This is a genomic window from Vibrio sp. Vb1127 (assembly GCF_033338735.1).
Lineage (GTDB): Bacteria > Pseudomonadota > Gammaproteobacteria > Enterobacterales > Vibrionaceae > Vibrio > Vibrio alginolyticus.
Genome location: NZ_JAWOTF010000002.1, coordinates 189,514 through 215,412 on the forward strand (window position 1 = coordinate 189,514; position 25,899 = coordinate 215,412).

A 25,899-nucleotide genomic window follows, 5' to 3' on the forward strand; every position below is an offset into this window, starting at 1 on the left:
AGAAGAAATTAGATGGAACTGAAGACTTTGAGTGTCGCGATTGCGACAACATTAACCAGCACTGGCGTATTTGCGTTAAGCGAGCCAGTTTCTCAAGTTACAGAGCAACATGCACATTCGGCTCATACACACGGTGTTGAATCCAATCGAGTTGAATACCAACCAACCGCAACTCTCCCTATTCAGCCCTCCAAGGCAACTCGAGTACAGTCACTTGAAAGCCTTGATGAGTCGAGCACTGCTTGTGATTTGGAAGCATTGGTTACCGAAAGCAGTAACCAATTGATCAGCGAAATTTTAAGTCAGGGCGCGACGTGCGTGAACCAGTTATTCTCTGCTGAAAGTCGGATTCAGGAGTCGGTATTTAGCTCCGATCATATGTACAACATTGCGAAGCGCACTACGACATTGGCGAAGGGGTATACAGGTGGCGGGAGCGATGAACTCGAAACGTTTTTCTTATACTTGCGCGCGGGTTATTACGCCGAGTTTTACAATGACAACATCTCATTTATTGAATGGGTTACCCCAGCGGTGAAAGAATCCGTGGATGCGTTTGTTAATAACGCAAACTTCTATGAGAACAGCGACCGTCACGGCAAAGTGCTTAGTGAAGTCATCATCACTATGGATAGTGCGGGCTTGCAGCACGCGTACTTACCGCAAGTGACCCAGTGGCTTACACGTTGGAATGATCAATACGCCCAGCACTGGTATATGCGCAATGCAGTTAACGGTGTTTTCACTATTTTGTTTGGTGGGCAGTGGAACGAGCAATTTGTGCAAATAATTGGCAACCAAACGGACCTTGCCAAAGCTTTAGGCGATTTTGCTCTGAGGGCATCATCAATCGGTGCTGAAGATGAGTTCATGGCCGCGAATGCGGGGCGAGAGCTCGGGCGTTTAACCAAGTATACGGGTAACGCGAGTTCTGTTGTGAAGAGTCAGCTGAGTCGAATCTTTGAACAGTATGAAATGTATGGTCGGGGTGACGCGGTTTGGCTTGCGGCGGCGGACACTGCCTCATATTACGCAGATTGTAGTGAGTTCGGAATTTGTAATTTCGAAACTGAGCTAAAAGGCTTAGTGCTATCGCAAACTTATACTTGTAGTCCAACAATTCGAATATTGTCCCAGAATATGACGCAAGAGCAACACGCGGCCGCATGTTCTAAAATGGGTTACGAAGAGGGTTACTTTCATCAGTCATTAGAAACTGGTGAACAGCCGGTAAAAGATGACCACAATACTCAGCTCCAAGTCAATATCTTCGATTCAAGCACCGATTATGGTAAGTACGCAGGGCCAATTTTCGATATTAGTACTGACAATGGCGGTATGTACTTGGAAGGCGATCCTTCCCAGCCGGGGAATATTCCCAACTTTATTGCTTATGAAGCCTCTTATGCGAACGCGGATCACTTTGTCTGGAACTTAGAGCACGAATACGTGCATTACTTAGATGGTCGATTTGATCTCTATGGAGGGTTTAGTCATCCAACTGAAAAAATAGTGTGGTGGAGTGAAGGCATTGCAGAGTATGTCGCTCAAGAAAATGACAACCAAGCAGCACTTGAGACGATTTTAGACGGCTCGACATATACCTTAAGTGAGATTTTCGAGACTACTTATGATGGGTTTGATGTCGATCGAATTTATCGTTGGGGGTACTTAGCTGTACGTTTTATGTTTGAAAATCATAAAGATGACGTAAACCAAATGCTGGTGGAAACACGCCAAGGGAATTGGAGCAATTACAAAGCAACGATCACCCAATGGGCGAATTTATATCAAAGTGAGTTTGAGCAGTGGCAGCAAGCCCTTGTCTCAAATGGTGCACCTAATGCAGTCATAACCGCAAACAACAAGGGGAAAGTCGGTGAAAGCATTACATTTAGCAGTGAAAACAGTACAGACCCAAACGGGAAGATCGTCAGCGTCTTATGGGACTTCGGTGATGGCTCGACAAGTACACAAACCAAGCCGACGCACCAATATGGGAGTGAAGGGGAGTATTCGGTCAGTCTAAGTGTGACAGACAGTGAAGGCTTGACGGCAACCGCCACTCATAGTGTTGTTATCTCAACGTTGGGCGGTAATGACACATTGCCACAAGACTGCGCGGTGCAAAGTAAAGTAAGCGGTGGACGCCTAACAGCAGGAGAGCCCGTTTGCTTGGCAAATCAACAAACCATTTGGCTAAGCGTGCCAGCGGTGAATGAGAGCTCAAATCTGGCGATAACGACGGGGAATGGTACGGGCAACCTAAAGCTTGAATACAGTAACTCTGGTTGGCCGGATGATACTAATCGTCACGGGTGGTCAGATAATATTGGTAATGGAGAGTGTATTACGTTGTCAAATCAGAGTAACTACTGGGGCTACGTTAAAGTCTCTGGTGACTTTGAGAATGCCGCCATCGTCGTTGATTTTGATGCTCAGAAGTGTCGTCAGTAGGGCATTTTAACTGCATCATTTTAATTTAATTGATCGCCTCGCTAACATTGCGGGGCGTTTTTGTTTTTCACGCCGTTATCTCTATAAAAAAAACCAGCCCGAAGGCTGGCAAACAAGGAGTTTGAGATGAAAATGAAAACGTTATAAAGCTTGCTGATATCCTATTTCTCAATAAGTTGGGTTGTGCGTTGAAGCCAGTTTTTATCTTGCGTATCAAGAAAAGGGCTAAGTGCTTGATAGACTCGTGAATGGTAATGATTGAGCCAGTCTAGCTCTGCTTGATCTAGCATTGATAAATCAAGGGCGTTGGTCGCAATTGGAGCAAGAGTGATGGTCTCAAAACCGTAGAACGTGCCGAACTCATTTTGTTCTACTTCTACAACTTTAAGAATGTTCTCTATTCTTACCCCGTACTCACCTTCGCGATAAGCGCCTGGTTCATTAGTAATGACCATACCCGGTTTTAGCTCAACCTCATGGTGGCTTTGCGAGAAATTTTGTGGGCCTTCGTGAACATTCAAGCAAATGCCCACGCCGTGTCCAGTGCCGCACTTGTAATCAATACCATGTTGCCATAAGACGCCACGCGCCATGATATCAAGATTGGCACCCGTAGAGCCTTTCATGAATCGAGTCTGAGTCAGTCGGATGACCGCTTTGAGCACCAAGGTATAATCTTTGCGCTGCTTAATGGTCGGTGACCCGAAGTGGAAAGTACGGGTGATGTCTGTTGTCCCGCCAAGGTATTGGCCACCAGAATCGACGAGAAAGAAGTTGCTTTCATTGACTGCCGCATTGCTTTCTTCATCGGCGGCATAATGCATTTTTGCCCCGTGAGCCGCGAAGCCTGCGATAGTGCGGAAACTGTCACTCACATAATGTCGGGTTTGACGGCGATAGTGGTTCAGTTGTGCCTCAGCAGACAATTCTGTAACGAATCCGCTTGGAACTTGCTCTTCGAGCCAGTTCATAAACCTTACGATTGCCACACCATCGTCTGTTAATGCCTGCTCTAGGCTGGTTAGTTCGGTCTCATTTTTTATGGCCTTCATTGCCGTTACAGGGCAAGCCATTGGTTTTAGATTCACATTCCCTTCAATCGAACTCACCAATAAGCTGTCTGTGTGGGTCGGGTTAAAAGCGAGCGATAATCCCTCACATTGCTGATTCAAATACTGACTTACGTAGTTGTAATGGCGAATGTGTACACTCTGCTCGGTCAGCGCTCTTTCAACGTCTTGAGGCAGTTTGGCTTTATCAATAAACAGTGTCGCAAGTGATTGCTCTACGACTAGATAGGCTTCAGAAACTGGGCAGTAATTCGTATCACCACCTCGAATATTCATTGTCCACATGACATCATCTAGCGTTGACACTAATAAGCTATCTACTTGGTTCTCGGTTAACCAAGAACGGATTCTCGCTAACTTATTTTCAGTGTCAACGCCAGCAAAAGCGGTGGGGTGCTCGAATACGGGTGCACTTGGGCGAGGTGGTCTTTCAAGCCAAATCGGTGTGAGTAAATCCAGGTCGACAATGATCTTAATGTTTTTCGTTTCAAAGGCTTGTTTGAGGCCTTGATAAAAAGCGTAACTGATGGCGCGCCCGTCAACCGCGATAATACTGTTTTCTGGTAGCGTGGTAGCCAGCCATTTGGCAACTGTCGGCGTTTCTGGTTGTTTGGCTTTAAACAGTTCAAGTCCTGTGCCGTGTAACTGTTCTTCAGCTTGGATATAGTAACGACCATCAGTCCACAGGCCACCACCTTGTTGGGTAATGACGACATCGCCTGCTGAGCCGGTAAAACCTGAAATCCAGCTTCGCGCTAACCAATGATTCGCTGAGTATTCACTGTTATGTGGGTCATTGTTGGTCACGATATATGCAGACACGTTGTGAAAGGACATTGCCTCACGCAATAACGTAAGGCGTTGGTTTACTGAGTTAGTATTGTTCATTAAATGGTTCCTAAAGTCATATTTGAGCAATAGATATGATGCTGCTCCGAGCCTGTTTTTATTGGGTTCTGTTGCCCGCATACTTCTGTTGCTTCTGGGCATCGAGTACGAAAAACGCAACCGCTAGGTGGGTTAAGTGGAGAAGGAAGGTCGCCGGGCAATAGTTGTATTTCACGGTCACGTGCTAATTGCGGATTAGCTATCGGGACAGCAGATAACAGTGCTTTGGTGTAGGGGTGTTGTGCATCATCAAATACTTTATCGTAACGTCCTACTTCCATAGGTTTACCAAGATACATCACCATAACGCGGTCGCTGATGTGGCGCACCACGCTTAAGTCGTGCGCAATCATCACCAGTGTTAACCCCATTTCTTGTTTAAGATCATCTAGAAGATTGATGACCTGAGCTTGTATGGAGACATCTAGCGCACTAACGGGTTCATCACACACGACCAAATCTGGATTGAGAATTAACGCTCTAGCAATGCCCACACGCTGACATTGACCTCCGGAAAATTCATGTGGATAGCGGTTTCGCTGGCTCGCCAAGAGACCCACTTTATCCATCATAGCGATGACACGCTTTTCTACCTCTGCCCGTTTAAGTTGCGGCTCATGGGTGAGCAGTGGTTCGGCGATGCATTCTGAGATGGTTAACCTCGGATTCAAACAAGCGGATGGGTCTTGAAACACCATCTGAAATTCTCTACGTCGAGAGGAAAGCTCTTTCTTACTAAACCCGAGCATGTCTTGACCTTTCCAAGTCAACTCGCCATGTGTAGGTTCAATTAAGCGAAGTAAGGCGCGTGCAAGCGTTGATTTTCCGCAGCCTGATTCCCCCACAATGCCAAGTGTTTCGCCTCGATAAACATCTAAGTCGATACCATTGACCGCTTTCACGATTTTACGTCGACTTGGAATAAGGTGACGTGACACAGGAAAGTGGACGTTTAAATCACGAGCAGACATGAGGACTTCTTTTTTATTCATAACGCCTCCTTAAGCTTTTATTTGAATAGGAGTGATAACACTGGGTGCGTTAACGTGACAGGCAATGGACTGGCTCGTGTTTAATGGAGAAAACCGTGGGGTTTCGTATTGGCAACGCGTCTCTCGATGCTCGCACCGCTCTCTAAACGGACACCCTTGATGGTTAATCAACGCACTTGGTGGGTTACCTGGGATGGTTGGTAAACGCGGCATATCTTCAGTGATGGAAGGAATCGCCTTTAGCAGGCCTTGAGTATAGGGGTGCGCAGGTTGAGCGAACAATGTCTCGGTATCTGATTGCTCCATTTTTTGACCACCATACATGACCAATACGCGATCACACATCTCGGCGACGACGCCCATATCGTGAGTGATCAGTAAAATTGCGGTGTTGAACTCTTGTTGTAAGTCTCGTAATAGCGTCAAAATTTGAGCCTGAACGGTTACATCTAATGCGGTGGTTGGTTCGTCTGCAATTAATAACTCGGGCTTACACAACAACGCCATCGCTATCATGATTCGCTGACGCATTCCGCCAGATAATTCGTGAGGGTATTGATTCATCCGAGTTTCGGGAGAGGGAATACGCACCGCATCCAACATGTGAATCGATTCAATTTTTGCTTGTTTTCGGCTCATTCCTTTATGAATCATGAGAACTTCACAAAGCTGCTTGCCAATTTTCATGAATGGATTAAGTGACGTCATCGGATCTTGAAAGATCATTCCGATTTTCTCTGCACGGATGCGGTTGAGCTGCTTTTTCGACATCGCGAGTAAATCATCACCGTGGAACATTGCGCTTCCAGACACGGCGCCGTTATCCGTGGTTAACCCCATTAATGCGAAAACAGACTGGCTTTTTCCCGAACCTGATTCCCCAACAATCCCAAGAGTTTCGCCCGCTTTAATCGAGTAGGAGAGATTACTGACCGCTTGCACTTGCCCATCTGGCGTATCGAAGCGCACGTTCATGTTTTCAATAGATAGCATGGGTTTGTCCTTATCGGTCTTTCGGGTCAAGAGCATCACGCAAGCCATCGCCGATGAAGTTAAAACAAAAGAGGGTGGCAACTAAAAACAGAGAGGGAAAAAGCAGCATCCACAATGCAACGTCAATCGTTTTTGCGCCTTCGGAAATTAGGATTCCCCAGCTCGTGTCGGGTGGTTGAACACCAAGCCCTAAGAAGCTCAAAAACGATTCGAACATAATGAATCCTGGTACCATTAAGGAGGAATAAACCATCACGATCCCAAGCACATTAGGCAGAACATGGCGTCGGACAATTGTTAATTTAGAAACCCCAATAGAGTGTGCGGCTTCGATGAACTCTCGCTTTTTTAGACCGAAGGTGACACCACGTACAACACGGGCAATGCCCAGCCAAGATACCATTCCGATCACGATAAAAATCAGGTAGATGTTGTTGCCAAAAAGGGTAACAAACAGGATAACCATAAACATAAATGGCACCGAATCGAGCACCTCAATAATGCGCATCATTACGCTATCGACAACGCCGCCAAGATAGCCGGAAATACTTCCCCAAATCGTACCAATAACAACGGCGACTAAGGCGCCAACAAAACCTACCAAAATAGAGAGCCTGCCACCTTGCATCGTGCGAGCGAAAACATCTTGCCCGAGATCATCGGTACCAAAGTAATGACCACTGCTCAGTGAAGGTTTTCCTAGCTCGTATGGATCGATGAGCACTTCCCAGTCAATTTCATCATGGCCAAAAGCGGCAAGAGAGGGGCCGAAGGTGATGCATAAGGTAATGAACGCCAAAACATACACTGATGTCATCGCGGCTCTGTTTTTACGAAATCGAGTCCATGCATCCTGCCAAAGACTGCGACCTTCGACGGCTTCAATATTGTCGACGACTTGATCTTGAAGAGCTTGTGTATCCAGTTTTTTGATCGTTAACATGCCGTACTCCTAAACGCGTATACGAGGGTCGATAATCGTATATAGCAAGTCGACCACAAGGTTAAAGAAGATAGTGAGTGAAGCGACAATCAGAGTAATGCCCATTACTAGGCCGTAGTCGCGGTTGAGAGCACCAGACACAAAGTGTTGTCCCATGCCACCTGTACCAAAGAAAATGTCGATAATCACCGAGCCTGTCACAACAGACACAAACGCAGGGCCGAGCATCGCAACGACGGGAATAAGGGATGGTCGCAAAGCATGATGGAATAAAATGTAGGTTGTGGACAAACCTTTGGCCTTTGCCGTTCGAATGTATGGTTGGTTGAGTGTTTCAATCATTGCGCCACGCATGACGCGTGCAATACTCGCAATGGAGCCAATCGCCAGGCTGAGCACGGGAAGAACAAGAAAAGCCAGCTTTCCTCCTTCCCAACCACCAGCAGGGAACCAGCCGAGCTGAATGGCGAAGATCATGACTAAAACTGGAGCAAGCACGAAAGCCGGAACCACAACTCCAGTCATCGAAAGTGTCATCAGGCCGTAATCTAGGCGGCTATTTCGGTTCAATGCCGCAATGGTGCCAAGCAACATGCCAAGTGGAACGGAAATGCAAAAGGAGAGTACGCCTAATACTGCTGAAACTGGCCATGATTGTGCGACGAGCTGTGTAACACTGAAGTCTTGATAAACGAAGCTCGGACCGAGATCTCCTTGTATGAAATTACCAATGTAAATCCAAAACTGAGTAAGGAAGGGCTGGTCCAAATGGAATTTTGCTTCGATATTCGCACGTACCACCTCTGGCATAGGCCGTTCCATATCAAATGGCCCCCCTGGTGCAATGTGCATCAGCCAAAATGATACGAGTGCGATGAATAGAAGCGTGGGGATAGCGATAGCTAATCGCTTAACAATGTACCAAATCATGATCCATCATCCTTTGGTCATCCGAAATCACTTCGAACGGTTATGAATAAAAAATGGTCTGAGCTCAGGTTGCCTTCTCCACCGAGAGATATGAGGAACGGCAAGTAAACATTGAACTTGCCGACTCAGACCGAAAACATGCTTTTAGTGGGCTTTGACATAGACATTCTTGCGGTAGTACGACGACTCAGGGTTTGTCAGTTCGTAGCCGCCCACGTAAGGCTTGATGAGGTATTGATCGTTACCCGGACGATAAATAGGAATAATGGCCATGTCTTCAATCAGCATGCTTTCTGCTTGTAGATACAGTTCTGATGGGTTGCTCATGGTCTTTGAGCGAGCCATTAACTCGTCGTATTGCGGGTTGTTATAACGAGAATCGTTGTACTCGCCATTAGAAACAAAGATATCTAACCACGTAGAGGCTTCATTGTAGTCGGCTGTCCAGCCGCCGCGAGTAATGTCGGTCGGCTCTTTAAGTGCGTAGAACACTTTCGGTTCTAGCTGTTTTATCGTGACTTGCGCACCCAGTCGGCTTTTCCACATGCCTGCCATGGTGGTTGCCATTTTTACGTCCATCGAGAAAGTTGGTACGGTAAACGTTAACTTAAGCGGATTGCTTTTATCGTATCCAGCTTCTGACAGTAATTGCTGCGCTTTTTCGATACGTTTATGGCGGTTCCAAGTTGCGAACTCAGGAGTGTGAGATTTAAAACCATCTGTTTGAGGTGGCACAAGGGTATACATTGGAACCCCACCGTTTCTCAAAATAGCACTCGTTAACAGTTGACGGTCAATGGCATATGAGAGGGCTTTACGAACCCGCACGTCTTTTGTTGGCCCTTGTTGAGTGTTGAGGTAATAGAATGTGGAGCCAAGAGAAACACTGGTGCTTGCCACTTCTTGTGGGCGTTGTTGAATTAACTTTTTCTTCTGGGCGGCAGGAATGGAAACCGCTTGGTCTATCTCACCAGCTAGGTAGCGGTTTAGCACTACGTTTGCATCACCAATTGGTAGCCAAGTGACTTTTTCCAGCACTACATTGCTTGTGTCCCAATAATGTGGATTTTTAACCATCACCAGTTTTTCGTTAACTTTCCATTCAGAGACAGTAAACGCACCATTTGTAACTATATGCTCAGGCTGGGTCCAACGGTTGCCATGTTTTTCAACGGTCGCTTTATGAACGGGTGCAAGTACGGGATGACTTAATAGTTTCGTAAAGAAGGGAATAGGCTCTTCGAGTGTAACCTGGAATGTTTTTTCATCCAGCGCCTTCACGCCCAAAGACTCAGGCTCGGCTTCGCCCTTCATAATGGCTTGCGAGTTTTCGATATTTGGAATGGCCGCAAACCAAGCGTACGGTGAAGCAGTGCTTGGATTCAGTAAGCGTTGCCAGCTGTAGACAAAATCTTGTGCAGTGACCGTTTCGCCATTTGACCATTTTGCATCACGTAAGTGGAAGGTATAAACCGTATTGTTGTCATTGACTGACCAAGACTCAGCAACACCAGGAATGGTTTTACCTTGCTTATCTTGAATGACCAGACCTTCAAACAGGTCTCGACCGAGATTAAAAGCGGGCTCTGCGGCTTGCTTGGCTGGGTCAATAGAAGTAACTTCAGCTCCATTGTTTAGCGTAATTTCTTGTATCTCAGCGAGGGTCACACCTGCGGGATACGGTGCGGCATAGCTTGATGTTGCCAGTATTGGGCTCATCATCGACGCTAATAAAAGCAACTTAGGTAATTTCATCCTTGTCTCACTCTTTTCATCCTGAAAGATGCCAAAAATGTATATTGTATAAATTGTCTACACAATCGAGTTTTAACATTACTCTAACAGGGTGTCAGGTGTTGAGCTGTCTGGTCTCAAAAAGTGAGCTAGGGGAATTTCTTTGAAGATCTGATATCAAGTTGGCATGACGGGAAGTAATTTTGCTTCGATACAAATTAAAATCCCCTTCAAGCACAGGCTAGAAGGGGAAGATAGTCAGTCTGCTCTTCAAAAGGCACGACGTTAACTGACTAGGAAATGTTTCACGAACTCAGTGATTTTGACCATATCACTTACCGCGATAAACTCTTCTGTCGTGTGTACTTTTGCCATGCCAGTTGAAAGGTTGACCGTTGTGAGACCTTTCTTGTTAAAGTTATTGGCATCGCTACCGCCGCCAGTGCCTTTTGTGAAGGCGTCAATTCCCAACTCTGAAAACGCTGTTTTTATAGCGTTTACGTGTGGGTGGTTTTCTTCAATAACAAAAGCGTCGTAGGCTCGGCTAGATTCAATTTCGACTTCTGCACCGTGTTTTTTACAGACAGACTCTAATGTTGAGATCATATGATTGACCTGAGCATCTAGTTTATCGCCATTCAGGGAGCGTGCTTCTGCCACGATTTTTAATTCAGGCATAACAATGTTTGTGGCCTGACCGCCGTTAACCATACCGATGTTGGCTGTCGTTTCTTCGTCGATGCGAAGTAGCTTCATTTGGTTGATAGCATCAGCCGCCACCATGATCGCACTGATGCCTTCTTCTGGCGCAAGCCCTGCGTGTGCTGGTCGACCTTTGATTTTTGCCATGATCTTTTGCTGGCCTGGGGCTGCGGTCACAATGGTGCCAATAGGGCCACCCGTATCTAACACGATTGCTTCCGTTGAAGTGACGTGTGACATATCGAAGTATTGTGAACCGAATAAACCGCCTTCTTCATACACGGTGAAAGCAAGTTCTAACGTTTTGTGCTCACGGTTTTCCGCTTGAATACAACGAACGGCTTCCATGATGGCAGCAATACCAGATTTATCATCGCCACCAAGAATCGTATTGCCTTTTGAACGGATAACGCCGTCTTCGATGAGTGGCTCAATGCCAATACCTGGAGTGACCGTATCCATATGACAGCTCATTAGAATAGAGCCGTCTTTTTTGCCGTCTAAACGGGCGTACACGTTAAAACCGTTAGAAATGTGCTCAGGTACTGGAAGTTTGCGTACGGTAAAGCCTAGCTCGCCTAGCTGTTCTGCCAGTGTTTCTGCAATTTGTTTTTCGTTTTTTGATTCGCTGTCGATACGTACTAGTTGGCAAAAGTGTTCAACTAAGCGTTCTTGATTGATGTGTGTCATTAGATGTCTCTTTTTCTGATCGAGCGTGAAGCCTTGTGGCTCGGCTCGATAGGGAACAGAGCACCACTTATGGCACAGTTACTTTTGAATAAAACTGAGGTGAATCAATAAAGGGGTATCCATGACACGATTCTGACCGATGAGCCTTTCGAACTGTATGAAGCGTCACGAAATATTACTTTTGATGTTTTGCAGGATCAAATGAATAAATCGGATAGAGATAGGGTGCAATAGACTTTCCATCCCCTTTTGCTTTTTGAGCTACGTTGCCAAGATAAAATGCCAAAGTAACAACTTGTTTACATTTTATGTGGTGGCGTAAAGCCGAAAATATCAATCTAATATATTGAAAATAAGCAGTTTGTTTGATGTTTACGAAAGTGGGTTCGACGTGCTCTCTATGTGTAACATATATTTTACAATTATGCGTAAAAATCGCCAAGATAAAGATTTCTCCCCACGTATTCCAATTTCTCAAGACCTGCGCCAAGTTAGAAAAATAAGTCCAAACAAAAGCTACTGAGACAAGGAGAAAGTCATGGTTGATGCATATAACCCACTAGGAACAGACGGATTTGAGTTTGTTGAATATACCGCTGCTGACAACAAAGGCATTCAACAGCTTAAAGATCTGTTTATATCGTTAGGTTTTGCGGAGATTGCAAAGCATCGCTCAAAAGAAGCGTGGTTATATCGACAAGGTGACATTAGCTTTATTGTGAATGCGCAGCCGCATAGCCAAGCTGAGGGATTCGCCAAAGTTCACGGTCCGTCGGTTTGTGGCATGGCATTTCGTGTGAAAGACGCCACCGTTGCTCTGGCGCATGCGTTAGAGAATGGCGGTAAAGAATATAAAACGGAAATTGGGCCGATGGAGCTTAGCATTCCTGCTATTTATGGCATCGGTGAAAGCTTGCTTTATTTTGTCGATCGTTATGGAAAGCAGAGCATTTATGATGTCGATTTTCGTTTTTATGATGATGCTGATGAGCGTTTATCAAAAGCGAATGTTGGTCTTTACGAAATCGACCACTTAACGCACAACGTTAAGCAAGGCAACATGGATGTCTGGTCAGGTTTCTATGAGCGCATTGGTAACTTCCGCGAAATTCGTTATTTCGATATCGAAGGTAAGCTGACTGGTCTTGTCAGCCGTGCGATGACCGCACCTTGCGGCAAAATCCGAATTCCTATCAATGAGTCGTCAGATGATAAATCACAGATTGAAGAGTTTATCCGTGAATACAATGGCGAAGGTATTCAACACATCGCATTGACCACTGACGACATCTACGAAACGGTCAAAACCTTGCGTGAGCGAGGCATGGACTTTATGCCAACACCAGATACTTATTACGAGAAAGTCGATCAGCGTGTTGAAGGCCACGGCGAAGATGTAAGCAAGCTTCGTGATTTGCAGATTCTTATTGATGGTGCGCCAACGAAAGATGGCATCTTGCTACAAATCTTTACTCAAACCGTTATCGGCCCTGTGTTCTTCGAAATCATCCAACGTAAAGGCAATGAAGGCTTTGGCGAGGGTAACTTCAAAGCGTTGTTTGAATCGATAGAAGAAGACCAAATTCGCCGAGGAGTATTGAGCGATGCATAAATGGATCACATTCCCTCATCGGGAGGGAGTGTGCTCTAAACAAGCACATGCTGACTTCCCGGAAGAGGCAATTTATGAACGTGAGGCAGGTCGAAGTGGCTTCTTCGGCCCCGCAACACATTTTCATCATCAACATGCCCCAACGGGGTGGTCTGAGTGGGAGGGCGAGCTACGTCCACGAGCGTTTGATTTTAATCTAGTCGAAAAAGCCAGCCATATTACCCCTTGGGCAGTCCCGCATCTATTACACAACGCGAATTGTAAAGTTCGTGTTTGGCGTATGGATGAAAAAATGGACTTCTTGGTGAGAAATGCAGATGGCGACGAACTGCTATTCATCCACCAAGGTACGGCAGATCTCTACTGTGATTATGGTCATTTGAAAGTGAGCGAAGGGGATTATGTCATGATCCCGCGCTCAACGAGCTGGCGTTTAGAACCAAGCGAGCCGATGTTCATTCTGATGATTGAAAACACCGATGCGGCTTATACATTGCCCGAAAAAGGCATGGTTGGAAACCACGCGGTGTTTGATCCGGCGGTTTTAGAAACGCCGTCGATCAACGATCAGTTCCGTGCTCAATATTCTGAGAATCAAACACAGGTTCAGGTGAAACGCTACGATAAAGTCAGTGTTATCACTTACCCATTCAACCCGCTGGATGCGATTGGGTGGCATGGTGATTTGGCGGTAGTAAAAGTGAACTGGCGTGATATTCGTCCACTTATGTCACATCGTTACCATTTACCGCCTTCTGCACATACTACATTTGTAGGAGCAGGATTTGTGGTGTGTACCTTCGTTCCTCGTCCAATTGAAAGTGATCCTGGAGCGCTCAAAGTACCGTTCTACCACAACAATGACGATTATGACGAAGTCTTGTTCTACCATGCAGGTGATTTTTTCAGCCGTGACAACATTGAAGCAGGCATGGTGACATTCCATCCAGCAGGATTTACGCATGGTCCTCACCCGAAAGCATTCAAAGCAGGGCGAGAGCATAAGAAGACTTTCACCGACGAAGTTGCGGTCATGATTGATACGCGTCACGCACTTCAGTTTTCGGATGAGCTGGAAAAAGTAGAAAACAAAGAATACGTCTATAGCTGGCAAGAGAAGTAAGAGGCAAGGATGAAATTAGCAACCAAGAAAAATGGCACTCGTGACGGTTTGTTGATGGTCGTGAGCAAAGACTTAACGCGCTGCGTACCAGCGACAGAAATTTTCCACCCCATGAACTTAGCACCGACGATGCAGGTGGCACTTGATAACTGGGATACGCTAGCACCGCAACTGGAAGAGCTATACGTTGCACTGAACAATGGCACGGTTGCAGGGTATGAAGAGTTTGAAGCGCACTACTGCGAGTCGCCGCTTCCTCGCGCTTATCAGTGGGCTGATGGCAGTGCTTACGTAAACCACGTTGAGTTGGTTCGAAAAGCTCGCGGCGCTGAAATGCCAGAGAGTTTTTGGACGGATCCGTTGATGTACCAAGGAGGCTCTGATGCCTTTATTGGTCCTTGTGACAACATCGAGTTTGCGAGTGATGAATGGGGTATTGATTTCGAAGGTGAAGTTGCTGTGGTAACTGGTGACGTACCAATGGGCGCGAGTGTTGCAGAGGCTCAGGAGTCGATTCGTTTGATCATGCTGGTGAATGATGTCTCACTACGTGGCCTAATTCCGGCAGAGTTAGCTAAAGGGTTTGGTTTTTTCCAATCTAAACCTTCTTCTGCGTTTTCTCCTGTGGCAGTAACACCTGACGAACTCGGCGAAGCGTGGTACGAAAGCAAAGTGCATTTACCATTGCTCTCGACCTACAACCACAAGCCGTTTGGTCGCCCAAATGCGGGTATCGATATGACGTTTGATTTTGCAGACTTAATTGTTCATGCGACTAAAACGCGCCCGCTATCTGCTGGGGCAATTATAGGTTCTGGCACGGTATCTAATAAGCAAGGCACCGAACATGGCACTTCGATTGAGGAGGGTGGTGTTGGTTATTCATGTATCGCGGAAGTTCGCATGATTGAAACCATTCGTGATGGTAAGCCGTCGACTAACTTTATGTCGTTTGGAGATTCAATCAGATTGGAAATGTTCGATGCGGATGGCAACAACATATTCGGTTCGATTGACCAACAAGTTAGCCAATATCTCAAGCACTAATAGTGCTGGTTGGGAGACGATATGAGCGATAGCATGATTTTATACGGATACTGGCGATCATCGGCGGCGTATCGTGTGCGTATTTGCTTGAATCTTAAAGAGTTATCGTATGATTCAAAATCGGTACACTTGGTGCGCAATGGTGGCGAACAACATAGTGACGAGTACCATGAGTTAAACGCTTCTGAACTGGTTCCTTTGCTGGTGGATGGGGAGGTTCAGTTAACCCAGTCACTGGCGATCATTCAATACTTAGAAGAACACTACCCGGATGTCACTGTGATCCCCGAGCAAACGCCGCTTCGATACCAAGCGCTAGCTTTGGCTCAGGATATTGCAATGGAGATTCATCCCCTGAATAACTTGAGAGTTCTACAGTATTTAGAGGGGGAGTTAGCTTGCGAGCCAGAGCGCAAAGTCGCTTGGATTCATCACTGGATCCACAAAGGTTTTACAGCATTAGAAGAGAAACTTCAGAAGCATCGTAAACTAAATGGTGATTGCAAGTTTAGCCTGACAAGCTCGCCATCTATTGTCGATATTTGTCTGGTACCACAATTTTATAACGCACAACGCTTTGGTGTAGATACCTCTCTTTATCCAACCATTAACGCTGTTGTGCAGTCATGCAATCAACTGCCCGCTTTTATTGATGCGATGCCAGAGAATCAGCCAGACGCTAATAGTTGATTCTTAGCATACATAATGTATTAACAAAATTTAAACGAGCCAATCCAAGTGTGTGATTGGCTTGTTTTTATTGGTGAGCAAAATTTTCTGTTTCTCGCTATCGTCGTGGCGCCTCAAAATTGCGAGGTTTTGTTGCTCTGCATAACATTTCCATTTACGCTTTGAGCAACGAGTTGTTTTGGATGCACTTTATTTATGACCAACATTTTTATCATTGTTGTTCTTCTGGTTTTATTCTTCTTTGTTATTCAAAAGTACGTGATTAAGCACGATGACACGCGTGATTATCCTTATCGCTCGAAAGGCCCTCTGCTCAGAGGTCAAGAGGGTGCGTTCTATAATGCGTTAAGAGCTGCGGTCGGGGAGCATGCCGTAGTATTCGCGAAAGTAAACATGTCCAGTTTGGTTACGCCAAAAGAAATCAAAAATAAGAAGCAGTTTTTTGTCGCGAACAATCGTATATCTCGAAGCTATTTTGATTACGTTATTTGTGACCCAAGGACACTAGAGCCGCGCGTTATCGTTGAATTGGATAATGGGCAGGAGCTAAACAAGGGTAAGATAGAAAGACAAAAGTTATTGATTCATGTTTGTAAGACGGCCAACCTGCCTTTAATTGGCGCCTCGGTAAAGCACAGTTATCAAGTTGGGCGATTACGTCGTTTGCTTGCGGCACACATTGATTTGATTGAGCCTGATAAAGAAGTGCGCTTTTGCAAAAAATGCGGCAGTCCGATGATCATTAAAACCGCAAGCCAAGGTGAGTTCAAAGGGAGACGTTTCTTTACTTGTAGCCGTCAGCCGAATTGTACATACACCGAAAATTATAACGTTGTGTTTGAGGCGGACGACTAAACACGACAATTAACCTGCAGAAATAAGGGGCTTTGATTAGAGATGATCAAAGCCTTTTTTGTATCTGTCCTCAAGGCAAGACCTATACTTTGAAAAAGAGTGCAGAATAGGGCAGCCATATGCGATACGGATGGATTTTGTCAGCATTGTTCATCGCATCTAATGTTAGTGCGATACCTAATTTGAAACCACTGGAGTGTGAATTGACAGAGACACCCCAAGATCATTTCTTGTTTTACCGAGAGCAAATGGTTTACCACAGTGAGCAGTTTGTCATATTTCAAAACTTCAAAGGCAGGGTGAGCACTCAAGTGGACGTCAAAACAGGAGAGTTGATTCGTACAACCTATATCGGCGAACCATTTAAACCTAAATATCAGATTTTGTTCGGCACTTGCCCTAAGGTATCGCAAACCTTACAGATTTGGATGCTCAGTGAAGTGCCTTACGACAATTAAGTGAGATAATAAAAGTTATATAGATCACACTTTTAAACCCTGCAGGCCCAGTTCTTGTCGATAAAATCATCTGAAAACGCGTGTTGAGTTTACATTTTCGCCAAACGGTTCAAAGTTGGCAAATTTGTGCTTGCACCGTCGTTCGCTTATAGCTAATATCCTCGTCGTTCCAGAGAAATGCGTCCGTAGCTCAGCTGGTTAGAGTATCGCCTTGACATGGCGGGGGTCGGTGGTTCGAGTCCACTCGGACGCACCATTCTGAATTGAATGGTTAGGAACATAAAAATTTGGGTCCGTAGCTCAGTTGGTTAGAGTACTACCTTGACATGGTAGGGGTCGGCGATTCGAGTTCGCCCGGACCCACCAAATTTTAAAAAAGCCCACCTTTTGGTGGGCTTTTTTGTGTCTGTAATTCATTGATACTCAAGTAAAACTACTTCTTTTCTTGTCCCTTGTTTTTGCTCTGCTTTAGCCCCTTGTCAGAGATAAAAGCGCACTACTTGATCCGCAACACAACCTCAAAACCCTAAATGCAATGCATAAGGTGCATACGCTTCAAACCCACTAGAGCCGTCTATAAATCATGTTGCGTGCCACTAGCCGTGGCATTAGAGACACTGACTATTAATCTAAATTATCTGGCGTGTGAAGATTGGTGCCGCATATTGTACATTTGTAGTCACCAGTCGCTTCGCCTTCCATTAATGAGCTAATTATTGCTGCAAATAGACCTGAGAAGAAACCTTTAGCTTTTTTCTCGGTCTTTTCCTGCGCTTTAGAGAAGCTTTCGTACCGATGTAGCGTTACTTCTTTACAATTACAGCAAAACGCTCTTGTCTCTTCAGAACCGTACATTTTTACCAATTGATTTACTCCCTGTAAGTTAATTTCCCCAAGTGGCGTTATGTTCAAGGGTAAGTCACACAAGACTGATGTGTGACTTACCCTAAACACTAAAACGAACGTAATGTAAAACACCACATGTTATGAATGATTATTTAATGCCTTGTGATCCGAGCTTGCTAACTCTGCTGATTGAATAGTTGTGGCAATAAGCTCTTCAAACAGCTCTAATTGCCCAGCAGGTATCAATTGATTTTGTATAGCTTTTCGTTTGTTTGAGTCAAATAGCCGCTCTGTTAACCAACCAATTAGATACATCAGTGAAAGGCAGCCACCGGCCGTCGCTACATTACCGTCTATCACGAGAGGCAGATCCTGAACATCTCCTCCCATACTTTGTAGAACATCCTTTGCATCTGGGTTTGTTGTTAATCGCTTGCCTTTTAGTAAACCGAGTTCATGGAGGATGAATGATCCCGCACAAATCGAACCTATTAGCTGCCTATTTGGATCAAGATTCAACGCTGACATAAATTCAGCATCTTTTAAAGCGGCTGGAATACCCCGTTTGCCGCTTGTAATAAGAACGACATCTTGATTCGTCACCTCAGAAAGGTGTCCGTCTGTTTTAACTTTCATACCGAGGTGGGAATGATGTTCAGATTTAGTTCCAAGTATACTTACTGTCCAACTGTCGGTTGTGCGCCCCAGCAAGTCATACATAAGAAAGAAATCGACATCCGTGAAATCATCAAATAAAACAACGCCGATTTTATACATAACATTTATCCTTTTGGACTTACTCGTAAGTCGCAAAATGTGTAGTAGGAGGGGAGGGGCATTCGATACACAAGCTTCTGCTAAGCACCTTAAATACCAAAGGCGGTGCAAACTAACAATGCCATGTGTACCAAATCCCTATTATAAAACTTTGTTATGTTTGTTTTATGAGCCTGCCCAGAAAAACTCAACCCCAATACCACTTGGGTCGTAACACATTAAATGTTTTGCGGGTCTTGTTTTAACAAGCTCGGGACCAAACTCAATTTCGATTCCCGACGCCATAAATTGATCACGCAACTCATAGAGTTGCTTCTCAGTCTCTACGAGTAAAGCTAAGTGATGCAAACCAATATTCGTTTTTCTGTCAAATGGAGTGGCGGCATCAGCCTTAGCCGCCCATAGTGTAAGCATGATATGCCCATCACTCACAAATATTGCCGGGTAGTCTGGATTTCTTTTTACTTCACTCCAACCTAATTGTTCAGTGAAAAACTTCGCGCTTGCTTCTAGGTTAGATACGGTTAAACCTACGTGGTGTATGCCTTTTGTTAACACAGTCACTTTGTTTCCTTACTCGTTTTAATGGCTATCAAACAAAGATAACTCGATAAAAAGTAAGCATCAATACACATATGTTGATTAACTTCGTCAATCTATTCGAATACGGTAATCCAACTGGAAACATAACATTGTAAACACGAAACCCAACCTTGAACTAAAAATTAAACTTTGAGTTCATTCTTAAGGGCTTTATTAATCAAATGCATTAATAGCCATAATATTTAAGCCAGCCTATAGGGCATATCATTCCATTAAACGTTTGAATGTTCTTATTCAAGCTAACGTCTTCCAATTTGTAACAGTGAACAACATTACTAGTCGAAGTAGATGCTGGTGTTGAATACGTCACAGGTTTAGAAGCGTTTGCTTTATGTATTTCATGTGCTCGCTGCTGGTTTATCGCCACTTGATTCTTATGATTGTTAACTTCTCGCAATCCAGATTCTAAGGGTAGGTGCCAATCCTTACATGTTGTTCCTAAACCATCATTCTGAGACTGATATTCTGATAACGCTACACGAGCTTCATTTACCGACTGATCGATATCGGACTGATCGACTAGCCAAGTAGAAAAAGAATAGTTAATGGCCTCTCGATAGTTTACCGATTGCTCTAAGCTATAAGCATCGGAATGAAAACAGGCCTCTACCACTGCCCATTGAGTCGATAGGTTTGATAATACGTTTTCAGGTATAGGCTGTAGCTGGCTTTGCGTAGACTGGCAACCGGCTAGAAGAAAAGGGACAGGGAGTAGTTTTAGAAAAAATTTTTGGTTCATTTTAATCTTAAAATTAATGCAATCTTTTTCATTATCATAATACAGGACGATTGAAGAAAGTAGCATTTCTATCAGTAAGGGAATGTGGCTAACGCACTGATAAGGTGTGAGTAAAGCGATATCAAAGCCCTCAACACACCTTAACTACGAATACTACCGCATAACAAAGATGCTATGCGGTAACGGTAGTATTCAGGCTTGAACAGTTTGTCGCACGTTGCTCTCGCCTGACAGCACGGAAATTCTCTCAAAATCTCGACTCGGAAAGTCAGGATCTACGTACACAAACATACGACTTATCATTTTTCCTTCAAACTCAAATACACTACAAAAACGCCCTGTGGAAACTTTGTTGTCCGGCCAAGAGGTACCATCACTCATTACGCCGCCTTCCTGTCCTTCAACAATGACCTTGTTTCCAGCAGTCGTTATTTGAAAGCCGTCTATGTCGTGCCAGATACTAATCAACGAGCTACCAATCCTATTGCCAAACTCCACTAAGGCACTCTTTCCTTTCACTTGCCCAAATTTAGGAAAGAAAAAGTCAACATCCTCTGAGAATAGATCCAGATAGCTAGGATCACCGGCATCTATTTTCTCGAAATACTTAACTACTAGCCCAACTAAATCGTCTTTTTCCATAATTATTTCACACCCATATAAGCTTTACGCACAACCTGAACGCTTGCATCTTAAACACAGAGTACATTTAAACTGAAATTGCCAAGAGTTGCGAATCTTATTGAAGTGCCTTGTTAGATGTAATCCGTTTAGCCTACGTATACACCATTGAAGTATTCGACGCGTTCTAACGTCATTCTTAACTTACATTCTTCAATCTGGACACCTTGCCAGGGTGAGGGTGTGGAAGACAGGCCCGTAAATTCACATTCGGCGTCTCTGTATTTTAGCCAAGCTCTTTGGGCCTTTCGAAATGGCTCTACCAGTTCGGTCTGAGACCATGTTTCCCTTAGTGCTTTTTCTTCCTCACCTATTCTAGCGATTGCTTCCTTGTAACTTTCGTTAAGCTCTTTATCTGCAGATTCCATTTTCTTTTCTACACACTGATAACCAGCCATAACGCCACCGCCTTTTACTTTGCAGGGATCTTCAACATCATCAGAGGCCAAGCAAGGTAAAGAAACCAACGCAAATATCATAAGTAATTTGTTCAAAATTGCCTCCAAGCTTCGAGTGCTTGTTAAACCGTTATCCGCTATTTTTCCTTTTCAATCATGCAGCTTTTTATCTGTGCCTTCAAAGATAAAATAGAAGGTTAGTGATTCTAGTGCCTAAATAGAAGGTAAAAGAGATTGATACACAGGTTAAATGACGCCGTAATCTGAGTTATTTTTAGTGGGCGTTTGGTGTTAATCTTTTCTGTGGAATCATTAGTTTGATGGCGTCTGAGGATGTTAATATGACTCCCATGGAATTTATTATCGCCCTGAAACACCTAGGTTGATTTAAGTGGTGACTATTCCCCTCCAATCATGAAGTTGATTCAAAGGTAGGGCGATAAATGTTGCGATTCGTAATAAAAATTTATGCCAAGTGCAGTTCGCTATCGCGGCTTATATTGAGTTGGGCAATAACCTCTAATGATGTCTGAGTTTCGTAGCTTGTTGTGTTTTGTATTGCGCCCCGAAACCCTTTTACGCCACAATTTAAAGCTACTTGATTTGAGCCGGCTACGCATAAACTGAATCACGTCGGATTCATTCAAACCAAATTGAAATTCGATAGCCTCAAATGGGGTGCGGTCTTCCCATGCCATTTCTATTATTCTTGACTCAGTTTCCGAGGTCAGTTTCATTTCAAATAACCTATTTTAGAAAAGACATTGTTACGACGGAAATTGAGTCTTGGTTCAAATGTTCTTATATGCGTGCTTAGTGTTTAGCGACTTAACACCTACAAAAACTTCTCAATGAGGACTTCGTCTACGTATTTCCCACGAACTTTTGCATGCTTCTTCGCGGTCCCTACGATTTCGAAGCCTTGTTTGAGATAGGCTGATAACGCTCGCTCATTCTCGCTGCGAACGTACGCAAATAGTTTTTCGTAACCCTTTTGTTTGGCTACTTCGAATGTCGATTTGAAAAGCTGTTTAGACACACCTTGGCCACGAGCACCGTCACTAACAAACGTACCAATTATGCCAACATGGTCAAAAGCTTTTGTATATTGTGCAAAGGGCTCGATATTTTGGAAACCAATGACTTGTGAGCTATTTTCGGATAAAGCGACTGTAAACACGCCCCGTTCTGGGAAATGAGTAATGAACTCTTTTTCTTCTTCAGGTGTGAAAGGCGTATCTAATACAGTGTATAAACCTTCAATAATGATGGGATTGAGGACGTTTGTAATGCCTTCAGCATCACCTAAAGTTACCTGACGTACAATTAAATTCATGCCACTTAGCTCCTATTAAAATTAGGGCTGTTTTGTACATGAGTTGGAGACTTGCGGCAACAAGTAACGTCATTAAGTCGTAAAGAATATACCTATTACACTTAAACGGCGGTTAATAGTGCTGATTGTTACTTTAGTATTTCTGATATATCACTTTTTAAGTGACGGCTTAACTTCTACAGAATATTTCCACATCACGATCCCGTTTTCTACAAGATCATAACTCGCGCTTTGACCCTCGGAGTTGAGTACAAATACCGGCATTTCCATCCTTGACGTAGCGCCATCTCGGTTGCATGACATGGTAGCTTCAAGCTGTATGCTATTTTTGCTCGGTTCTGAAAGGGTTCCCAAGTACGTGCAGCCGTCGAAAAAACTGGTTTTGCTTTTTCCTTTAGAGGATATTTCAAAAGTCGGAAAAATGAATGTTGATTGAGGCTCTGTTACTACCACATTGACTTGATAGTTCGTCACTGAAAAAGCATTGAAATGAGCTCCAAGCATAAGTAAGAACAAGATTTTTGATTTCATAAACTCTTCTTTATTTCGATATTACTAGTTTGGTTACGGAGCTATTAACGTGACCACTTAATCTAAAACTTTACTGCGGAAGCATTAAAAAGGATACAAAGGTAGAGTAGTTGAATATGGTTAATCGGCCGTAAATAGTTTTATTAAGCGATTTTACATACCTAAAAGAGGTAAGTTCTTTCGCTTTTGATAGGTTAATGCTAATTCTAAACAGGTCTTGATTGAAGCTTCTGGCAAAGGTGCTGATAAAGATAGAATTATTGCTCGATTACCCTGAAACTCAAGTGAGTCACTATACAGTTCGCGGAATGTGTCGACGAGCTTAGTTTGGCAATTAAAGAACAGATAATAACGACTAGGCGTTTTCTGTTTCCAATCCATCCTTACCGGGCTACCTGTTTTCACACTGTAGCTTGGCTCTCCCCATTTTAGAGATTCTTCAACTTCCCCCAGTTTTAATTCAGAAGCGATAGTTAAGACGATATTTCGTAGCTCTTCTATCCGAATACGCACATGTTTTGGATACTCATCAAATCTTGCCTTCACTGCATGGTTCATTGGTATCTCCTATAAATAGCGCTGTTTTGGGGTGAAGCCCAAGCATACTTTGGCTATGTAGCAATTACGTCATAATGTTATTAATCAATAAATCTAGCACATAGCCAAAATACTAAGCGTAAGGGTTTCCCTCGGTTACGTTTAGGATGCTCTGGGTGAAAACATGATGATTGACATGCCAAGCATAGCGACAGAAACCCCCACTATGTCCCAGAGCGTTGGTCGAACGCCGTCGATACACCACAACCATAGAATTGCGACAAAAATATAGACACCACCGTAAGCGGCATAAACTCTGCCAGTTGCGGTAGGATGTAAAGATAGAAGCCAAGCAAACATAGCAAGGCATAGCGCTGCTGGTACCAAAAGCCAAACTGACTTATCTTCCTTTAACCAGAGATAAGGTAAGTAGCAGCCTAATATTTCTGCAATGGCGGTTATAAAGAAAAGCCCAATGGTTTTGACTTCAGTCACTTAAACATTCCTATCTTTCTCTACAAATATATGATGCTTGTTAAATGGGCAATTGTTCGACTCATTACATTTCGCCCAGCTTAATCTTGGATTGAGCCTCACTCACGGTTTGTTTACCGAATAACAAATCCATCATCGAAATGATTCGTTTGTTGTCTTTACCCCATTTATCTGGATTCGCGCTGTTTGGTGCTTTAAATTCAACTTGTCCTACTTTTTCGTTATTTTTGTAGGCTTTGATCTGAGCATCAGCGATAAATGTTCTAAAATCCCAGCTCCAGCGTGATACGTAAGTAAGTGTTAGCTCAGAGCTAACAGGAGGCGTGCCGTCGCTTACGACTGTGCATTTATGGGCGGTATCCAAACACCAGTCTTGCATCGAATCTAAGAAAACATCTCGCGTGGCGTTGTCTTTTACGATGGTGATTTCCTTGCTCTGATTTTCTTTCGAGATTGTTTCTACCGTATACTTTGGTGCCGCACATGCGGCTAATAGAATAGGCAAGCTTAGAATGATGAGTTTTTTGTGCATCTTATGTCTCTTTTTTAAATTTATATATTCAAACAACTTCAAGATACTGAGTTCAACGAGAATAACTAACAAGCATGGCAACTGTTATTAACAAAACCTTTAGAGTAGAAGGGTTTGTTTCGGGAGTATGCCAATGTCTCGAAGCAAATTATTAGTAAGAGATTGCTATAGCGTTATGTTAACTCTTGAACTTATGTCCGTACCAATGTCCAGAATTCTTCGCATTGAAGTTTTTGAAGTGCAATTCTAACGGAATTTTAAATTGCTGCATAATGCTCAATTAAGAGGAACAGGGGATCTTATCGTTAAACATAACGTGTAGTTCTGTAAATTCCCCCCTAAGACTAAGCTAAAAGGGCCTAATGTTTTAAAATAGCTTCTTGTCTATTCTGTTGTGTGAGTTTTCAATGCAGTCTCATACTAGCCACTTAAAAGAGCGCTGTAAGAACTCGTCTGCATTATCAAGGACGATTTCGCCGTGAGCCATAACCAATATATTAGGTTTCCAAGACAGCAATTTATTTAAGTGTTTTCGAGCCTCTTGTTTGCTAAACATAAAACTTAGGCGCCAATCCAAAGGCATTTTTCCATTCGGAGCAAGAATACCGGCCCCTTTAGCCACAAACCGCTGCCAGTAGTTAAAGTTCTGGCCAGAAAAATTCTCGACGAGGTCAGTAACAATTAAGGTCTTTGAAAGTCGATGATAAAACACACACTCTTCCATTAATGGAGAGCCAGAAAATAGTTCTTGTTCAATCTCAGAGTTCCAAGCATTACCGCCTTGGTTAAGTGAAGCGTGAAAGTGTATATCACGGCACTTCTTAATGACTTCATTTGTGCCATAAACTTCTGCGCTAGGATAGGCAGATACCCATTCAGATAAGAACAAGTGGTGTAAATGATTAGGAGCGATTAAGTATTTCACTTGGCCTAGATTGTTGATTTGCTCTCTAATCGAATTTGATAACTTAATTGGACTATGAATCCAAAGGCCGCCATCAGAAAGCCTAACAATAGTCATACGAGTGGTGTATGGGAGTCCTAAGAATTGGACGGGATCTCCGTCAAATATCCATATCTCATGGGCTAACTTTTTCATGTCTCTCCAACCGTTAACACTGTATTAAGGCGGCATTTAAGTTACTCAAAAGCTGCCTTGTTGCACAATAAACGCTTCGCTAAGCGTAAACCAAAAATATTAGGTTTACCAAACCCTTATTGAGTGCAGCTGTACATCTTT

Annotated in this window: 27 protein-coding genes and 2 tRNA genes; 9 read left to right on the forward strand and 20 right to left on the reverse strand. The window is 43.9% G+C overall.

Annotated features, from left to right (window positions below):
* Window positions 1-12 precede the first annotated feature (12 nt).
* Window positions 13-2,457, forward strand: a complete 2,445-nt coding sequence (locus R7H07_RS04795; protein WP_206959171.1) for a collagenase — start codon at window positions 13-15, stop codon at window positions 2,455-2,457.
* Between the two features lie 161 nt (window positions 2,458-2,618).
* Here R7H07_RS04795 and R7H07_RS04800 read toward each other — a convergent pair whose 3' ends face one another.
* From R7H07_RS04800 to R7H07_RS04830, 7 genes are all read right to left on the reverse strand, one after another.
* On the reverse strand, window positions 2,619-4,415 hold the full coding sequence (locus tag R7H07_RS04800; protein ID WP_206959173.1) for an aminopeptidase P family protein: 1,797 nt from the start codon (window positions 4,413-4,415) through the stop codon (window positions 2,619-2,621).
* Complete coding sequence (locus R7H07_RS04805; RefSeq protein ID WP_053306923.1) at window positions 4,415-5,407, reverse strand: ABC transporter ATP-binding protein; 993 nt, start codon at window positions 5,405-5,407, stop codon at window positions 4,415-4,417. The genes R7H07_RS04800 and R7H07_RS04805 overlap by 1 nt, the downstream gene beginning before the upstream one ends.
* 9 nt (window positions 5,408-5,416) lie before the next feature.
* Entirely contained in the window at window positions 5,417-6,400 is a 984-nt protein-coding gene (locus R7H07_RS04810) for an ABC transporter ATP-binding protein (RefSeq protein ID WP_206959174.1), read from the reverse strand.
* A 10-nt stretch (window positions 6,401-6,410) separates the two neighbouring features.
* Window positions 6,411-7,343, reverse strand: coding sequence for an ABC transporter permease subunit (locus R7H07_RS04815; RefSeq protein WP_005377839.1), 933 nt, complete (start codon window positions 7,341-7,343; stop codon window positions 6,411-6,413).
* Window positions 7,344-7,352: 9 nt separating this feature from the next.
* A complete protein-coding gene (oppB, locus tag R7H07_RS04820; RefSeq protein ID WP_005377838.1) occupies window positions 7,353-8,273 on the reverse strand; it encodes an oligopeptide ABC transporter permease OppB in 921 nt (306 codons plus the stop codon).
* Between the two features lie 144 nt (window positions 8,274-8,417).
* A complete protein-coding gene (locus R7H07_RS04825; protein WP_206959175.1) occupies window positions 8,418-10,028 on the reverse strand; it encodes a peptide ABC transporter substrate-binding protein in 1,611 nt (536 codons plus the stop codon).
* Window positions 10,029-10,292: 264 nt separating this feature from the next.
* Window positions 10,293-11,399 (reverse strand): M20/M25/M40 family metallo-hydrolase, encoded by a 1,107-nt coding sequence (locus R7H07_RS04830; protein ID WP_206959176.1) that lies wholly within the window; start codon window positions 11,397-11,399, stop codon window positions 10,293-10,295.
* Between the two features lie 538 nt (window positions 11,400-11,937).
* On the opposite strand from R7H07_RS04830, the gene hppD reads away from it, so the two are divergent.
* The 8 genes from hppD (at window position 11,938) to R7H07_RS04870 (ending at window position 17,550) form a co-directional block, all read left to right on the forward strand.
* Window positions 11,938-13,011 (forward strand): 4-hydroxyphenylpyruvate dioxygenase, encoded by a 1,074-nt coding sequence (hppD, locus tag R7H07_RS04835; RefSeq protein ID WP_005377835.1) that lies wholly within the window; start codon window positions 11,938-11,940, stop codon window positions 13,009-13,011.
* Window positions 13,004-14,134, forward strand: coding sequence for a homogentisate 1,2-dioxygenase (locus R7H07_RS04840; RefSeq protein ID WP_186584309.1), 1,131 nt, complete (start codon window positions 13,004-13,006; stop codon window positions 14,132-14,134). The genes hppD and R7H07_RS04840 overlap by 8 nt, the downstream gene beginning before the upstream one ends.
* A 9-nt stretch (window positions 14,135-14,143) precedes the next feature.
* Entirely contained in the window at window positions 14,144-15,181 is a 1,038-nt protein-coding gene (locus R7H07_RS04845) for a fumarylacetoacetate hydrolase family protein (protein WP_170897123.1), read from the forward strand.
* Window positions 15,182-15,202: 21 nt separating this feature from the next.
* Window positions 15,203-15,871 carry a maleylacetoacetate isomerase gene (gene maiA / locus R7H07_RS04850; RefSeq protein WP_005377832.1) on the forward strand — a complete coding sequence of 223 codons (669 nt, stop codon included), beginning with the start codon at window positions 15,203-15,205 and terminating at the stop codon, window positions 15,869-15,871.
* Window positions 15,872-16,066: 195 nt separating this feature from the next.
* Complete coding sequence (locus R7H07_RS04855) at window positions 16,067-16,726, forward strand: DUF2726 domain-containing protein (protein ID WP_047100684.1); 660 nt, start codon at window positions 16,067-16,069, stop codon at window positions 16,724-16,726.
* Window positions 16,727-16,845: 119 nt separating this feature from the next.
* Complete coding sequence (locus R7H07_RS04860; RefSeq protein WP_005377830.1) at window positions 16,846-17,184, forward strand: hypothetical protein; 339 nt, start codon at window positions 16,846-16,848, stop codon at window positions 17,182-17,184.
* Between the two features lie 179 nt (window positions 17,185-17,363).
* A tRNA-Val gene (locus R7H07_RS04865) sits at window positions 17,364-17,440 on the forward strand.
* Between the two features lie 33 nt (window positions 17,441-17,473).
* Window positions 17,474-17,550: transfer RNA gene (locus R7H07_RS04870), tRNA-Val, on the forward strand.
* A gap of 258 nt (window positions 17,551-17,808) precedes the next feature.
* Here the strand turns inward: R7H07_RS04870 and R7H07_RS04875 are convergent.
* From R7H07_RS04875 to R7H07_RS04935, 13 genes are all read right to left on the reverse strand, one after another.
* Window positions 17,809-18,039 carry a hypothetical protein gene (locus tag R7H07_RS04875; protein WP_017820907.1) on the reverse strand — a complete coding sequence of 77 codons (231 nt, stop codon included), beginning with the start codon at window positions 18,037-18,039 and terminating at the stop codon, window positions 17,809-17,811.
* A gap of 129 nt (window positions 18,040-18,168) precedes the next feature.
* Window positions 18,169-18,807, reverse strand: coding sequence for a DJ-1/PfpI family protein (locus R7H07_RS04880; RefSeq protein ID WP_206959177.1), 639 nt, complete (start codon window positions 18,805-18,807; stop codon window positions 18,169-18,171).
* A gap of 165 nt (window positions 18,808-18,972) precedes the next feature.
* Window positions 18,973-19,371 (reverse strand): VOC family protein, encoded by a 399-nt coding sequence (locus R7H07_RS04885; RefSeq protein WP_206959178.1) that lies wholly within the window; start codon window positions 19,369-19,371, stop codon window positions 18,973-18,975.
* 205 nt (window positions 19,372-19,576) lie between these two features.
* Complete coding sequence (locus R7H07_RS04890) at window positions 19,577-20,149, reverse strand: hypothetical protein (RefSeq protein WP_224721297.1); 573 nt, start codon at window positions 20,147-20,149, stop codon at window positions 19,577-19,579.
* A 192-nt stretch (window positions 20,150-20,341) separates the two neighbouring features.
* On the reverse strand, window positions 20,342-20,791 hold the full coding sequence (locus R7H07_RS04895; protein WP_132936613.1) for a nuclear transport factor 2 family protein: 450 nt from the start codon (window positions 20,789-20,791) through the stop codon (window positions 20,342-20,344).
* Window positions 20,792-20,919: 128 nt separating this feature from the next.
* Window positions 20,920-21,309, reverse strand: coding sequence for a lysozyme inhibitor LprI family protein (locus tag R7H07_RS04900; protein WP_017820912.1), 390 nt, complete (start codon window positions 21,307-21,309; stop codon window positions 20,920-20,922).
* A gap of 404 nt (window positions 21,310-21,713) precedes the next feature.
* A complete protein-coding gene (locus tag R7H07_RS04905) occupies window positions 21,714-21,965 on the reverse strand; it encodes a TIGR03643 family protein (RefSeq protein WP_005377824.1) in 252 nt (83 codons plus the stop codon).
* 98 nt (window positions 21,966-22,063) lie between these two features.
* Window positions 22,064-22,564 (reverse strand): GNAT family N-acetyltransferase, encoded by a 501-nt coding sequence (locus R7H07_RS04910; protein ID WP_170897122.1) that lies wholly within the window; start codon window positions 22,562-22,564, stop codon window positions 22,064-22,066.
* Window positions 22,565-22,714: 150 nt separating this feature from the next.
* A complete protein-coding gene (locus R7H07_RS04915; protein WP_170897121.1) occupies window positions 22,715-23,095 on the reverse strand; it encodes a hypothetical protein in 381 nt (126 codons plus the stop codon).
* A 153-nt stretch (window positions 23,096-23,248) separates the two neighbouring features.
* Entirely contained in the window at window positions 23,249-23,653 is a 405-nt protein-coding gene (locus tag R7H07_RS04920) for a DUF1801 domain-containing protein (RefSeq protein WP_017633973.1), read from the reverse strand.
* A gap of 141 nt (window positions 23,654-23,794) precedes the next feature.
* Entirely contained in the window at window positions 23,795-24,127 is a 333-nt protein-coding gene (locus tag R7H07_RS04925; RefSeq protein WP_005377819.1) for a YnfA family protein, read from the reverse strand.
* 64 nt (window positions 24,128-24,191) lie between these two features.
* The gene (locus tag R7H07_RS04930; RefSeq protein ID WP_005385757.1) at window positions 24,192-24,659 is read right to left on the reverse strand and encodes an Sbal_3080 family lipoprotein; all 468 of its coding nucleotides are present in this window, start codon (window positions 24,657-24,659) and stop codon (window positions 24,192-24,194) included.
* Window positions 24,660-25,074: 415 nt separating this feature from the next.
* Window positions 25,075-25,758, reverse strand: a complete 684-nt coding sequence (locus R7H07_RS04935) for a DUF4336 domain-containing protein (RefSeq protein WP_042522525.1) — start codon at window positions 25,756-25,758, stop codon at window positions 25,075-25,077.
* Window positions 25,759-25,899 lie beyond the last annotated feature (141 nt).

Excerpts from the sequence above, each read along its gene's own strand:
- R7H07_RS04795 (WP_206959171.1), top strand. The coding sequence starts at position 13 with ATGGAACTGAAGACTTTGAGTGTCGCGATTGCGACAACATTAACCAGC.
- R7H07_RS04800 (WP_206959173.1), bottom strand. The coding sequence starts at position 4,415 with ATGAACAATACTAACTCAGTAAACCAACGCCTTACGTTATTGCGTGAG.
- R7H07_RS04805 (WP_053306923.1), bottom strand. The coding sequence starts at position 5,407 with ATGAATAAAAAAGAAGTCCTCATGTCTGCTCGTGATTTAAACGTCCAC.
- R7H07_RS04810 (WP_206959174.1), bottom strand. The coding sequence starts at position 6,400 with ATGCTATCTATTGAAAACATGAACGTGCGCTTCGATACGCCAGATGGG.
- R7H07_RS04815 (WP_005377839.1), bottom strand. The coding sequence starts at position 7,343 with ATGTTAACGATCAAAAAACTGGATACACAAGCTCTTCAAGATCAAGTC.
- oppB (WP_005377838.1), bottom strand. The coding sequence starts at position 8,273 with ATGATTTGGTACATTGTTAAGCGATTAGCTATCGCTATCCCCACGCTT.
- R7H07_RS04825 (WP_206959175.1), bottom strand. The coding sequence starts at position 10,028 with ATGAAATTACCTAAGTTGCTTTTATTAGCGTCGATGATGAGCCCAATA.
- R7H07_RS04830 (WP_206959176.1), bottom strand. The coding sequence starts at position 11,399 with ATGACACACATCAATCAAGAACGCTTAGTTGAACACTTTTGCCAACTA.
- hppD (WP_005377835.1), top strand. The coding sequence starts at position 11,938 with ATGGTTGATGCATATAACCCACTAGGAACAGACGGATTTGAGTTTGTT.
- R7H07_RS04840 (WP_186584309.1), top strand. The coding sequence starts at position 13,004 with ATGCATAAATGGATCACATTCCCTCATCGGGAGGGAGTGTGCTCTAAA.
- R7H07_RS04845 (WP_170897123.1), top strand. The coding sequence starts at position 14,144 with ATGAAATTAGCAACCAAGAAAAATGGCACTCGTGACGGTTTGTTGATG.
- maiA (WP_005377832.1), top strand. The coding sequence starts at position 15,203 with ATGAGCGATAGCATGATTTTATACGGATACTGGCGATCATCGGCGGCG.
- R7H07_RS04855 (WP_047100684.1), top strand. The coding sequence starts at position 16,067 with ATGACCAACATTTTTATCATTGTTGTTCTTCTGGTTTTATTCTTCTTT.
- R7H07_RS04860 (WP_005377830.1), top strand. The coding sequence starts at position 16,846 with ATGCGATACGGATGGATTTTGTCAGCATTGTTCATCGCATCTAATGTT.
- R7H07_RS04875 (WP_017820907.1), bottom strand. The coding sequence starts at position 18,039 with ATGTACGGTTCTGAAGAGACAAGAGCGTTTTGCTGTAATTGTAAAGAA.
- R7H07_RS04880 (WP_206959177.1), bottom strand. The coding sequence starts at position 18,807 with ATGTATAAAATCGGCGTTGTTTTATTTGATGATTTCACGGATGTCGAT.
- R7H07_RS04890 (WP_224721297.1), bottom strand. The coding sequence starts at position 20,149 with ATGAACCAAAAATTTTTTCTAAAACTACTCCCTGTCCCTTTTCTTCTA.
- R7H07_RS04895 (WP_132936613.1), bottom strand. The coding sequence starts at position 20,791 with ATGGAAAAAGACGATTTAGTTGGGCTAGTAGTTAAGTATTTCGAGAAA.
- R7H07_RS04900 (WP_017820912.1), bottom strand. The coding sequence starts at position 21,309 with ATGATATTTGCGTTGGTTTCTTTACCTTGCTTGGCCTCTGATGATGTT.
- R7H07_RS04905 (WP_005377824.1), bottom strand. The coding sequence starts at position 21,965 with ATGAAACTGACCTCGGAAACTGAGTCAAGAATAATAGAAATGGCATGG.
- R7H07_RS04910 (WP_170897122.1), bottom strand. The coding sequence starts at position 22,564 with ATGAATTTAATTGTACGTCAGGTAACTTTAGGTGATGCTGAAGGCATT.
- R7H07_RS04915 (WP_170897121.1), bottom strand. The coding sequence starts at position 23,095 with ATGAAATCAAAAATCTTGTTCTTACTTATGCTTGGAGCTCATTTCAAT.
- R7H07_RS04920 (WP_017633973.1), bottom strand. The coding sequence starts at position 23,653 with ATGAACCATGCAGTGAAGGCAAGATTTGATGAGTATCCAAAACATGTG.
- R7H07_RS04930 (WP_005385757.1), bottom strand. The coding sequence starts at position 24,659 with ATGCACAAAAAACTCATCATTCTAAGCTTGCCTATTCTATTAGCCGCA.
- R7H07_RS04935 (WP_042522525.1), bottom strand. The coding sequence starts at position 25,758 with ATGAAAAAGTTAGCCCATGAGATATGGATATTTGACGGAGATCCCGTC.